Annotated in this window: 1 protein-coding gene; it reads left to right on the top strand. The window is 69.1% G+C overall.

What is annotated here, in order from left to right:
• Positions 1-87 precede the first annotated feature (87 nt).
• Positions 88-14,582, top strand: a 14,495-nt coding sequence (locus FV217_RS02620) for an LEPR-XLL domain-containing protein (protein ID WP_147813997.1), incomplete at its 3' end; no start/stop codon positions are given.

Consider the following 14,582-nt stretch of genomic DNA (forward strand, 5'->3'; position numbering starts at 1 on the left):
AGACGATCCGGCAGCGCCCTATCGCGCCGGGTCACTTGATGTGTGCGTGCCGAATGCGGCACGCCCTGCCCGGTTGGAGAGAGCGTCATGGCTTTTCCGTTCAAGTCGGAAGGCTTCTGGGGACCGTTGTTCCGCCGCCGTGACCGGGCGCGCAGCGTTGACGTGCCGCGGGCTGGGCGCCCGTCGAAGCGCCAGCTCGTGCTGCACCTCAAGGCGAAGGCCGACCGGATCTTCAACCGCGACCGGCTGATCTTCGATCCGCTGGAGCCGCGCGTCCTGCTCAACTCCGACATCACCTACGCGATCGGCACCATCCCGGCCGATCCGCCGGCAGCGGAGCACCAGCTTCTCGTCAAGCTGATCGAGCGAAACGAGGACACGGCGCATCCGGAGACCAAGGTCCAGCGCATCCAGGTTTATGATTACACGAACGGCCAGCAGGGCACGACGGCGCTGCATACGTTCGGCGCGATCGATGCCAACGCCAACCAGACATTCACCATCCAGGGCACGGCCAACAAGGACGTCATCACTGTCGATGCCGATTCCTTCAAGCTGCTGACCGGGGCCTATACGCACACGCTGGCGTTCAGCGATTCGAGCAGCGCCGATGGCGATACGATCGCGCTCCTCAATAAGCCGACGGGCCTAGGCAAGCAGGGTGCAGACTTCGCACTGACAGGGCCGGATGCGGGCAAGATCACCTCCGGCAAGTTCGAGGGCAGTTTCTCAAGCGTCTCCAACCTGATCGGCGCGGCAGCCGCCGACGACAAGCTGACGATCGGGGCCGGCGCCAGCCTGAGCGGCTCCTTCGACGGCGGCAAGGGCAGCCTCCAGCTCGATCTCTCGTCCACGGTGGCGGGCAGCATCGATGCGACCCTGTCGGCCGTCTCGGGCAAGTACACTCTGGCGAAGACCGCGAATTCCAGCGCCGCGAGTTTCGGCAGTCTCGCCTTCACCGCCCCGACGACGAGCCTCGGCGTGATCTTGGGCAGCGGCGACGATACGCTGCACCTCTCCAGCCTGCCGCCCGCGCGGTCCTTCACGGTCAGCGGTGGCGCCGGCGCCGACAGAATCGTCTTCGATACCGATCTGATTCTCGCCAGCGGCGACCTCGGCATCACCTTCGACGGCGGTTCCGGCGACGACCGTATCGACATTGCCGCCAATCTCAGCGCAGTGGCCGGCAATATCGGCATCACCTTCCAGGGTGGCGCCGGCGACAACAGCCTGACCGTCGCCCAGGGCAAGACGATCACCGCAGGCGGCAGCGTCGGCATCGCCGCGGACGCGACCCTGACCCCGGCTCTCGTCACGGTCGGCAACGATCGTTCCGCCGCCGCTACGGCACGCATGGGCATCACCGTCAACAAGGACGCCGTCATCACCGGCGTCGGCGTGGCGATCGCCGTACGCAGCAGCGTCACGGTCAACGACGTCGCGCCCGCCGACACGCAGACCCTCACCGTCACGGCCGACGGCCTCGCCGGGATCACCCTCGATGGCCGGATCAATGCGAAGACGGGCGATGCCGCGCTGACGACCGACGTCGTCGACAGCATCACGCTGACCTCAACGCTGACGTCGCAGCTCAAGCGCGTCACGCCGACCCTGACCAACAGCTCGACGATCGTCGTCGGCGCGAACGGCGGCGTGAACGGCGGTACAGTCAAGCTCGCCGCCAACACGCGCGCCACCGTCGACGTGAAGGTGCTGGGGCTCGTCCTGCCCGGCCTCACGACGTTCACCGATGCCGCGTCCGGGACGGCCGACACGATCAAGTCCATCGTCAAGGGCGAGAAGAGCCTGAGCGACGTGTTCACGCCCGCGGAGCTCGCGGTCGAGGGCGTGATCAAGAAGTCGGAGACGACGATCACCAGCAAGGCCCAGGTGACGGTCGCCACCGGCGCGCAGATCACCCAGTCCGGCGCGGCGACGATCGCCGGCGCCGATCCCGCCGTCTCGGTCCAGATCTCGGCCGAGGACCGCACCAACGCGACCACCACCCTGGTGGCGAAGGACGGGACAGACATCCCCGTCCTCAGCAGCCTCCTCAACCTGTTCGCGCTGACCGCGAACCAGAACCTCACGCGCGTGACGAGCGTCGATCTCGGCGTGCCCGCGACCGGCTCGCTGCCGGTCGGCGCACCCGCCGACGGTGCCACCGCGCTGATCGCGGCCGACGGCAATGCCGCGATCCAAGCCTCGAACAGCGGCGCGCTGCAGGTTCGCATCCGCGCGGCCACCGACGCTCCCGATCCTGCCGATCCGAGAAAGACGGTCGCGGGCGACGGCGAGGAAGACGGCTCGCTGCCGGCGCCGATCAAGGCCGGCGCCGCGCAGATCACCGTCAACGACACCGTGCGCGTGGCCGTGCGCGGCGTTCGCGTCGTTGCCGCGTCGCTCACTGTTGCCGCGACGAACGACACGCGCATCGAGAGTCGTGCCATCCAGGCGCGCAACCTGCTCACCGGCTCCACCAGCGCCGTCGTCGAAGCGTCGCGCCTGAGCGCGAGCGCGGGTGCCGTCTCCGTCGTGGCGATGGATGCCACCGCGGCGAGCGCCATCGCCGTGCCGATCGGCACCGGCAGCCTGGAGAATGAGACCGACACCCAGAAGACCGATCGCGAGCTCATCGGCGTCGCGCGCGGTTCGGCGGTCAACACCTCGGAACGCGACATCACCGCCGCGTTCACCGATTCCGTGGTCGGCGCCGCGACCGACGTCACGCTCACCGCACAGAACGCCCTCGACCTCACCACCGAGGCCAAGGCGGCGGTCGCGTCGAGCAAGCTCGGCGTCGCCGGCTCCTACGCCGTCAACATCGTTCTCGGCAGCACCACGGCGACCGTCCTGCGCGGCAGCGTGACCGCCGGCGACGTCACCGTGAACGCGGCGGACGTGACGAACATCGATTCGCGGGCGCAGACCACGGCCGAGGGTGCCGCAACCTCCGGTGGTGCCGCCGTCGGCAGCACCGCCAGCGGCAACAATGCCATCGGCGGCGCCGCGGCCTTCAACATTGTCGGCTACCGCGCCGACGGCGTCACCGGCACGGACAAGCTCGCCGACAAGATCGTCGGCATGGCCCTCGACACCGTGCTCGGCACCGGTTTCTTCACGGTCGCCGCCACCCAGCAGATCCGCGCCCGGATCGATGCCGCCAGCGTCACGGCGACCACCGGCCGCGTCGGCGTGAACGCCGCGAGCGCGGGCACCGTGAACGCCACGGTCAGCAATACCGTGACCACGCGCACGCCGGAGCAGACGCGCGCCGACCTCGCGAAGGCCGAGGCGCGGCAGACGGCGCTCAACAGCGCCCGGACGGCTCTCGGCAAGAACGCGTTGACCGGGTCTGCCGGCACCGTCACCAATGCGGCTTCCCGCAGCATTGGCGGCCTGATCGCCACCAACCGCATCAACCGTTCGGCCACGGCCGACGTGGTGAGCGGCGCGACCATCACGGGTGCCGGCGAACTCGGCGTGCGCGCCGCCGACATGTCGACGATCAATGCCAACGTGAAGCTGGTGGCGTCCAGCCAGGCTGCGAGCGATGGCGGCCTTTCGGGCAAGCAGCCGCAGATCAAGTCCGACTTCAAGGCGAATGCCAGCCAGCCGGTGGAGATCAAGCTCGGCCAGCGTGTTGCGGTCGACTTCGCCAATGGGCTGGGCATCGACCCGATCCGCACGGTGAGCACCACCGACGCGATCAAGTCCAAGCTGCCCGCGACAACCAAGGACGCGAAGGCCGGCGCTACCGCCGCCACCGCGACCCCTCGTACCATCAAGACCGGCGACGTCGTTCTCGTCAGCCCCGGCCACCCGTCCGGGAAGGGTGAGGTCGGCTCCTACTACCGCTACGTCAAGGCGACCGGCACGCCGACCGTGCCGGCCCCACAGGATTCCATCGACCTCTCCAAGGCCGACTTCACCGACGCCACACGCTGGAAGCTCGTCGGCGAGAAGGGCGCCGTCTACGCCTATATGGGCCCCGACAGCACGGCCGCGACTAAGCTCGACCTGAAGACGGCGGACTTCACGAACCGCGACCTCTGGCGCCGCGTCGGCGAGAGCGGGGCGGCCCCCGCCAAGACCACCGGTTCCGCGGGCATGTCGGCCGGCGGCATCGTCGTGCGCAACGAGATCAAGGGTGGCGTCGTCGCGTCCATCAGCGGTTCGGCCACCCGGGTTACCGCGGGCAGCGTCGCCGTCGCGGCCGAGCGCAGCGCGACGATCACGTCGAAAGCCGACGCCACCGTCGAGGCGATCGCGACGATCCGCGAGCAGACCGGGGAGAAGGCCGACGGCACAGCCGACACGGCCGGCACCGCAAGCGACGTTCCCGGCAAGACCTCAGCCTTCGACAAGGCAGCACCTGCGGCGCAGTCGGGCCAGCCGAATACGGCGAACCAGTCGCGCTCGAGCGCGCTCGCCATCAACGCGGTGATCGCGACCAATACCATCCAGTCGGCGGCCGACGCGTCGATCACCGATGCCACAGTGACCACCCGAGGCAGCGGTGGCGACGGTTCCGTCGCGGTCACGGCCAAGACGGCCGGCGTGATCGAGGCCGAGGTCGAGGCTGCGATCACCGCGGCCACGAGCGGCCCGTCGGGCTCCGAAGCGGCGACGACCACGACCGGCTCCGGTCAGGCCAAGCCACCGACCACCTCAGCGCGGGCGGCCGGCATCCAGCTCGCCTTCAACGCCATCGGCTACGAGAGCGGCAATCTCGGCTTCGAAACCCTCGACGCCGTGGTCGGCACCAACCTGACCAACCCAGCCACGGCGCAGGCCAGCGCCCGCATCAGCAACAGCACGGTGACAGCCACGGGCGCGATCAGCGCGACGGCCGAGTCCTCCGGCGCGATCACGTCGACGCTCAGCAACGAGGTCACCGCTTCCGCTGCGGCCGCCAGCGTCAACGCGCTGGCGGTGTCCGGCCTCGTCGCGATGAACCGCGTGAGCGGTGCCGCGCTGGCGCTGATCGATGCCGCCGGCAAGACGGTTTCGGGCACGGACATCACGGTCTCGGCCGTTGATTCCGTCAGCATCGAGGCAGAGACGGCCGTCGCCGCCACGGCCACTGCCGAAAAAACCGGCGAGGTCGGCGGCACCTCCAAGGGGGCCGAGGCACTGCTCGGCGAGTACACCTACACCACCGCCTCCGGCGCGCGGCAGGTCAAGTTCGGCGAGAAGATCCGCCTCGGCGACACCTGGGCCGGACCGGCCACGCGGGGCGAGAAGGGTGCCGTGTACCAGTACATGGGCACCGACTTCGCCGCCGCGGTCGATCTCGGCAGCACGACGGACGCCAACCTCAACTTCGCCGACTTCGCCCTCTGGAAGAAGCTCGACGCGACCAACGTCCTGTCCGGCAGCACCAACGGTGCGGAGCCCCCGACCGGCAAGATGTCGGCGACCGGCCTCGGCGGGATTTTCGCCCGCAACGACGTCTCGGGGAAGGCCGAGGCGAAGATCGTCAACACCACCCTCGCCGCGAGCGGCGACGTCACCGTCAGCGCGGATTCGACTGCCTCGATCAACGCGACCGACGAGAGCGAAGTCGAGGCCGAGGGCGGCGCGGCTGCCAACGGCGTGCTCGTCTCGAACAACGTGCAGAATGGGGCGCTGGCCTACATCAAGGACAGCACCGTCACGAGCAGCGGCGGCGGCGTCAGCGTCTCGGCGGTCAACGCGTCCAGCATCGAGGCCAGCGCCGCAGGCTCGGTCTCGGGCGAAGGAACGGCCCTCGGCTTCACGCTCGCCTTCAACACCGTCGGCTTCAAGCAGCAGAACCCGCTCTTCGCCGCCGTCGACACGATCGCTGGCGATCCGCTGATCGCCACCGCCACCAATGCCGAGAACCCGGCCGGGGCGAAGGCCTACATCACCAACAGCACCGTCACGGCCGAGCGGGACGTCTCCGTCACCGCCGAGAGCCAGGCCACCATCAAGGCCGAGGCCGGCAACAAGGTGAAGCAGGCGGATTCCGAGGAAACCGTCCACAAGGCCGAGACCGGCGCACGCGGCATCTCCGCCGGTGCCGTCCTCGCCCTGAACAAGGTCAGCGCCCGCGCCGAGGCCTTCATCGGATCCGAGGACGCGTCAGCCGCGGCCCCGGCACAGCCTTCCGCGACGGTCACCTCGACGGCTGGGTCGATTCTCGTCTCCGCAAAGAACCAGGCCGGCATCGAGTCCGAGAGCACGATGATCGGCTCCTCGGCCGTGTCGGGCGGCGTGGCCGAGCTCGCGAGGAAGGCGGTCGCGACCGCCCTCAACATCTACGACTACACTTCGAAGTCTGGGACGAAGGCGCTCAACGCGGGCGATCGGGTGAGGCTCGCGGCTGACTTCAGCGAGAATACCGCCGCAAGCACCGATGCAGATCGGAAGGAGAAGCCTCGCCTGGCAGGGCGTGTGTTCATTTTCGTCGGGGCTGCCGACGCCTCCGTCAATCTTGCCAGCGAGGACTACACGAACGCGGCCCGTTGGTTCGCGGTCGATGACGGTGCGATCGTCTCCACGAAGCCTTCCGGCACTCCCGCCGCGACGAGCCCCACGAACCCCGACAAGGACACGACGACCGTCACGACGGCGGCCGGCACCACGACGATCGCGCGCAACAAGGCTCGCTACTCGTCGAACGACGGGTTCCAGTTCATGATGGCCGGCCAGGGCGTCCTGCTCTCGCGCGCCGACACCACCTCGAAGGGCGAGAAAGGCACTGTCTACATCTGGCGCGGTGCGGACAACACCAAGGTCACCCTGAAGGGCGCGGACTATACCAGCGACAACTGGATCCCGGCCGCGGCCAAGACCGTGATGCCGCAGATCGACAAGGTGGCCGATCCTGCCCCGGCGGCGGCGCCCGCCCAGGGCGATCCCACCCCGGTCGCGCGCACGCCCGCCTCGTCCTCCAAGGCCTTCGGCGGCCTGATCGTCTTCAACGAGGTGAACGGCGGGTCCACGGCTCGCATCACCGACGCGGCGGTGACGTCGTATCTCGACCTTGCGGTCCGGGCCGAGGACGCCGCCGACATCTCGGCGACGCTCGTGAGCACCGTCACCTCTTCCGGCGGCGCGTCCTTCAAGTCGCAATCCGGTGCCGGGACCAGCGGCGGCACCGGCGGTGGCACGGTGATCGCGGCCAACGGCATCGCGGCGACCAACGTCGTGCGCGGCGGTGCCGAGGCGAGCGTCCTGCGTTCGGCCGTCGAGGCGCAGACGGGCAATCTCGACGTCACCGCCGAGAACACGGCCGGCGTCGATGCGCGCGTGCGCGCCTCGTCCACGACCTCGGGCGGCGAGGGCGGCGGCGTCTCCGGCGCCGTGACGCTCGCCTTCAACTCGGTGGGTTACGAGACGCAGAATCTGCTGTTCAACGCCGTCGACACCCTGATCGGCCAGTCGGCCATCTCGGGCGCCTTCGGTGGCGAGGTTGGGTCCGGCGCCAAGGCGACGATCGTCAAGTCCTCTGCGAAGGCCGGCGGCAACCTTTCGGTCTCCGCGACGTCAGCTGCCAAGATCAACGCGACGATCAGCAACGCGGCCATGTCGTCGACCGATTCCATGAAGGGATCGGGCGGCTCCGGCTTCGGCGTCGTGCTCTCCTCCAACAAGGTCAGCGGCAGCGCCGTCGCCCTCATCGACAACACCGGCGTGACCCGGGACATCACCGCCGGCGGCGCGCTTGCCGTCACGGCGAAGGATGCGGCCGGCATCACCTCGAACGTCCAGATCGTGACGAGCTCGACCGTGGTGAAGACCGACGGCGGCGCCGTCACCAACCAGTCCAAGCTCAACAAGTACCTGCCGTCCGACTTCTCGACCAATCCGAACGAGGTCCAGTCGGCCACGATTCAGTCGAACCTGGTCAAGAACCGCAAGGACTTCCTGCCGGCCGAGATCACTGCTCTGGAAGAGAAGGCCACCGCCGAGATCGCCCGTGTGAAGGGCTTGATCCTGGAGCTGCAGGCTCGCCCGGCGGAACTGCTGAAGCAGGTCGAGACGGCCACGCTGAAGCTCAAGGCCGGCGACAGCGTCGACGCCTATCTGCGCGGCATCAACAAGACCCTCGTCGATACGCTGAAGGCCGTGGTCGATGCCAAGGTCATTCCGACCACGGAACAGACCGACCTTGCCCGCCGCCTCACCAAGGCTTCGGACGATCTGGTGCCGTTCACCCTGGCGGGCTTCCTCAATACGCCCGCGGCCGACGAGGCGCGCGCCGAAGCGCTGAAGCTTGCCGCAGAGGCGGCACGCCGTGGCTATCTCGACGATGCCGCGCTGCGGAACAGCACGAATGCGGACACGGCCACGAAGGCGGCAGAAAAGACGGTCGGCGCGGTGATCGGTCTGCAGGTCGCCGCCGACCGCGCCGTCCTCGACGTCGCCGCCAGGATCGTGGCGCTGAAGGACGGCCTGAACGCGTTCCTGAAGCCACTCGGCCTCAGCACGGACAGCATCGGCACCCTCGACCTCTCGGCCTTCGGCCAAGTGCCGAAGACCGTGAACAAGCAGGATGTCACCTTCGGCACACGAGTCCGCATCGCGGACGGCTACGCCAAGCCGACCTTCAAGGCAGTCGACTCGGCCAGCGTCACCGTCAAGACTGGCGATACGATTCAGGATTTCGACGGCAAGATCTACAAGTATGTCGGCGCCGAGCTCTTGAGCAAGGTCCAGCCGAGCACCTTCACGCTGACCGACAAGACGAAGTTCTCGCTGATCGCCGCCAAGTCCGACGCCTACAAGGCGGGAGACATCTACATCTACATGGGCACCGATGCCTCGCAGGTGAATCTCGCGGCGACGAACTACGGCGACAAGCTGCTCTGGAAGCGCGCCCTCGAATCCAACTTCATTCCGGATGGCCTGACGCTGCCGAGCACTGGCAACGCCGCCACGCCTGCCCCGGCGGCGACCCCCGCCACCAGCACGGACACGCCCACCGGCGATCCCTCGGCCGGCAATGCCGCCCAGGCCGGGACCGTGAAGCCGCAATCGGCCTCGGCTCTCGCGATCGGCGGCCTCGTGGTTCTCAACAGCGTACACGGCGACGCCGTCGCCCGCATCACCGGTGTCACCGCCACCGCGGGAACCGGAGCGATCACGGTATCGGCGACCGAGACGGCGACGATCACCGCCACGGCCGACAGCGCTGCCACCGTCAAGTCGGCCAGCTCCTACAAGCAGACCAACGGCACGGCGGCTGCCGGCGCGGCGCCGGCGCCGAGTGCGGCCACGACCGATCCGACGGCCGGCAGCAAGACGCAGACCAAGAGCCTCGCGCTCGGCGGCATCATCGCCACCAACGCCGTCCTTGGCACCGCCAAGGCGGAGATCGTCGACAGCACCGTCACGGGTGGCGGCGGCGTCGCCGTCGGCGCGGTCAACACCGCGACGATCGACGCGACGAACAAGGTCGCGACCTCGAGCGACCAGGGGGCCGTCTCGATCACGCTGGCCTTCAACACCATCGGCTGGAAGGAGCAGAACATCCTGTTCCGCACGGCCGACCTGATCACTGGCCAGCCGCTCATCGGAGCCGGCAACGACGACGCCCCGTCGGGCGCCACCGCGCAGATCCTGCGCAGCACGGTCGTCACGGGTGCCGGCAGCACGCTCGGCGTGACGGCGCGCTCGGACGCGACGATCAATGCGCAGGTCAACAACAAGGCCAGCGCCTCGAACGCCGTACTGAAGGACGCAAGCGCCTACGCGATCGGCTTCGCGCTGACCGGCAACATGGTCAACGCCAAGGCGCTTGCGACCATCGACAACACAGGCACCACGAAGACGGTCGATGCCGGCGGCGCCGTCACGATCTCTGCTACGAGCAACGGCTCGATCGTCTCGCTGAACAGCCTGTCCTCGCTCGCCAGCCTCACCAAGCCGAGCGTGCTCGAGGACTTCGCCAGCAAGGTTCTCGACAATTACACCTACACGACCAAATCCGGCACCAAGACCGTCAAGTTCGGCGACATCGTCTTCGCCCAGATCAACGGCGTCGAGAAGCGCTTCGTCTATTTTGGCGATAGCAAATCGGTCGACCTAACGGCGGCGGGGATCTTCACGGAAGCGAATTCCTGGCGCGAAAACAATCTGCGCGAATTTATCAAGTTCCTGCCGCCGGGCGTGCTCAACCTCGGCGAGAGCAAGGATGCCAGCAGCTCCGCGACGCCGCCTGCGCAGGGCGCGGAGCCCGCGAGCGGGGGCACCTCCTCGAAGCCCTACGCCGTGGCAGTCGCGGGTATCCTCGTCAGCAACGATGTGCAGAGCACGGCGACGGCCAGCCTCGTGAACACGAGTGTGGTCCGGGCCGGTGACGTGAGCGTGCAATCCGCCCAAACGGGCACGATCACCGCAACGATCACGAGCAAGGTCGAATCGAAGCTCAAGGCCGGCACCAAGCCGGGCGACAAGAGCGCGCTCGCGATCGGTGCCGTCATCGCGGCGAACGTGGTGACGGGCACGAGCAGCGCGACGATCAGCGGGAGCAAGCTCGGCGACGTCGATATCGGCAGGACCGTCGGCAACGTCGCCGTCGGCGCGAGCAACACCGCTGCGATCACCGCGACTGTCGACAGCACCGTCGAGTCGAGCGAGACCGCCGTCGGCGTGACTGCGGCCTTTAACAAGATCGGCACGTCGAGCCAGAACGTCCTGTTCGATCTCTCGGACGCGATCCTCGGGACCGATCTCGGAACGGTGCTCCAGGGCGCCAACACCTTCGCCGCGACCGCCTCGATCACCGGCCAGCCGATCAACGCCGCCGGCGCCGTCTCCGTGACCGCGCAGTCGAAGGCGACGATCAAGGCCGAGATCAAGAACGCCGTGACCACGGTCGGCGCCTCGGTGACGAGCGTCGGTGCAGTCGTCGGCCTGAACCTCGCCCGCCTCGCGACCTCGGCCACGATCGCCGACATGACGAGTCTGAATGCCGTCGGCGGCGTCTCGGTGAACGCGCTCAGCGCCTCCAGGATCGACGCCGTGGTCACCGCACCGGTGACGTCGGTGGCCTACAAGCTGCCCCCGACGGATGCGTCGGCCGGCAATACCGGCTCCGGGAACACCGGCTCTACCAGCCAAACCGGCAAGACGATCTCCGTCGCCCTCAGCATTGCGCGCAACACCATCGTCGACGAGACGCTGACGGCCGGGATCGACCGGGTCGGTCAGGTGACGGCCAGCGCGGGCGACGTGCGCGTCTCGGCCTCGAGCGATGCCACCATCGCGGCCAAGGCGACCGCCACCGCGATCGCCGTGCTTCTCAGCACCGAGGACGGCAAGAACATCGGCTTCGCCGGCGGCGGGGCGCTTGGCTTCAACACGATCCTCGGTGGCGTCGACGCGCATATCGCCGGCAGCAAGATCACGGCGGGCGGCGCCGTCGCTCCGGCCCAGGACGGCACCGGTGGCCAGGGTAACATCACCGTCACGGCCACGAACGATTCCGCCATCACCGCCTCGGTCGAGGCGGCCGCTGCGGCCGTGGTCGTCGGCAAGGGCACCTCGCAGGCGGTCGCCATCGGCGTGAGCCTCGCCTTCAACATGATCGGCTTCTACGGGGCCGGCCTGCCGACGGGCGCGGACCTCAAGAACGGAACCTCACGCTCCCTCGACGTGCGCGCGAGCGTGACGAACAGCCGCCTGACGGCCGGGCGCCGGGTCTCGGTCGAGGCCACCTCGTCCGAGGCCATCACCGCGAAGACGCTCGCTGCGGCCGTCGCCGTCGCCGCGTCCACCGGCGGTGGCAGCGGCGGCCAGGGCAGCAACGTCGCGTTCGCCGGCGGCGGCCTCTACGTCGGCAACAAGATCGTCACCACGACGACGGCGGTCATCGACGGCAGCGGCAGCACCGACGACGCAGTCGGCGCGGGTGCTGGCGGCATCATCGTTTCGGCCAAGGACACCAGCCTCATCAAGGCGACGTCCATCGCGCTGGCGGTCTCGGCGAACCTGAGCGCGAATGCGAGCGACACCGGCACGAAGCCGAGCGTCGCCATCGGTGCGTCGCTGGCCAACAACGAGATCAGCAGCGACGTCACGGCCCGCATCACGCAGGTCGCCAACCTCGCCAGCACCGGTGCAGTCTCGGTCTCCGCGGCGCGCACCGCCGACATCTCCGCACAGACCTTCGCCGCCTCCGTCGGCGCCCAGGTCTCGTCACAGGGCAAGGGCGTCGCGGTCAGCGGCGGCGGAGCCCTCGCGCTCAACACGATCGGCGGATCGACCGTCGCCGAAATGCTCGGCTCGAAGGTCGGCGACGGCACGACCGACGCCAGCAAGGTCGGCAGCCTCGATATCTTCGCGAACGATCAGGCCAAGATCGCCGCGCTCACCGGCGCCACCGCAATCGCGCTGGCAGCCTCGGCGAACGACAAGGCCATCGGCGTCGCGGTCGGCGCCTCGGTCTCCAACAACGTGATCGGCTCGGGCGCCGCGGTGCGTGCGACCCTGTCCGGCACGCCCGTGCGTGCCGCCGGCGCCGTCACCGTGCGCGCCCTGTCGAAGGAGACGGTGGACGCCACGACGGTCGCCGTCGCCATCGGCGTCTCGGGCAGCGGCACGGGCACGGCCACGTCGGCGAGCCTCGGCGGCTCGGTCGCCCGCAACGTCATCGACGTCGCCACCACGGCCGAGGTTCTCGGTGCGGCCTCCATCGTCGATGCCGGCAGCGTGTCGGTCACCGCGGGCAACGAATCGTCGGTGTCCTCCACCGTTGGCGCGGCTTCGATCGCCGCAGCCCTCGGCCAGGACACGGCGGTCACGGTCGCCCTCGCGGCGAGCGTCGCCCTCAACAGCATCTCCGGCAACGTCAGCGCGACCGTGAAGGACGCGCAGGTCATGACCCGCAGCGGCGGCATCACGATCGCGGCCACGCGGACCGGCACCATCGCCACCACCGCCGCGGCCGCGAGCGTCGCGGTCGGCGTCAGCGGCGACAAGGGCATCGGCGTGTCCGGCGCCGGCGCCGCCGCCGTCAACAAGATCAACAGCAGCACGACCGCGACGGGTCAGGATGCCTCGCTCAACGCCGCGGGCGCGATCACCGTCTCGGCCGCCAGCACGGCCACGATCAAGGCCGACATCATCTCGGCCGCGGCGTCCGTCGGTGCGGGCTCGGGCAGCAGTGGTGCCGGCGCGCTCGGAATCGCCATCGCCTACAACGAGATCGGTGCCTGGACGGCCTATGACGAGGCGGGCAACACGCTCAGTCAGACGCCGACCCTCGGCAGCCGCGCCAACGTCTCCGCCACTCTCTCGAATACGCTGGTTTCGGCCATGGGCGCGCTTGCCGTCACGGCGACGAGCCTGAACACGATCACGGCGAACATCGTTGCGATTGCGGTCGGCGCTGCCTTGTCCGGCTCGAACGCCGGGGCGGTGAGTCTCGGCGGCACTTTCGCGATGAACAGTATCGGTCTCGCGACCGGCGCACTCATCGATGGTGACGGCGCGGGCGCCGGCCCCGGCATCGCGGCTGCCGGCGCCACGGTCTCGGCGACGGATACCTCCGCCATCACGGCCAAGGCCCTGTCGGCGAGCCTCGCGCTCGCGGCCGGCGCCTCCAATGCCGTTTCGGTCGCGGTCGGCGGCAGCGTCGGGCTGAACAGCATCGCCAACGACGTCTCGGCCACCGTCAAGAACGTCGACCGCGGCCTCCAGACCACGGGCGCGATCCTCGTCAGCGCGAAGTCGGCCGGATCGCTGACGGCGCACGCCGCCTCGGCGGCGCTCAGCATCGCCGGCGGCGGCTCGAACGCCGTCGCGGTCAGCGCAGCTGTCACCTATGCGCGCAACGTCATCACCACGGGCACGCGCGCCAGCGTCGTCGACAGCGCTCTGACCGCGACCGGCAGCAATGGCACGGTCGACGTGAAGGCGGAATCCTCCGCCACGATCGAGGCCAAGATCCTGGCCGCCGCACTCGCAGTCGGTGTCGGCGGCAGCAACGGCGTCGGTGTCGGCATCGGCGCGGCCATCGCCGAGAACTACATCGGCTCCTGGGACAAGACCGTCGAGAAGGACGCGAACGGGAAAGATAAGACCGAGACGACCGCCTATGCGCTCAAGGGCGCCGGCGGCACGGCCGTTGCCGCCCTACTGAGCAATACCGGCGTTTCGGCGAGCCGGGCGCTCAGCGTTACTGCGACCTCGTCGCAGACGATCAACGCACAGGTCGTCGCGGCTTCCGCCGCGATCGGCGGCGGCGGCTCCGCCGGTGTGGGCGCGTCGGCTGCCGGCGCCGTCGTCTCGAACGCGATCGCTGTCGCCACGAGCGCCACGATCAGCGGCTCCGGCACCGGCATCAACGCTGGCGGCGTCGTCGTGAACGCAGCGGATACCTCCACGATCGATGCGTTGGCCGGATCGGCCTCGCTCGCAGGAGCGGGCGGCGGCAGCGCCGGCGTCGCCGTCGCGGTCGGTTTCACCCTCGCCCTCAACAGCATCGCCGGTGGCGTCGCCGCGAGCATCACGGGTGCGAATTCCCTCCTCAGCGCGGGCGCCGTCTCGGTCACGGCCTCGCGCGCCGGACGCATCAACGCGGCCGCGGCCGCGGCGGCGATCAGCAT

The organism is Methylobacterium sp. WL9 (assembly GCF_008040035.1).
Classification (GTDB): Bacteria; Pseudomonadota; Alphaproteobacteria; order Rhizobiales; family Beijerinckiaceae; genus Methylobacterium; species Methylobacterium thuringiense.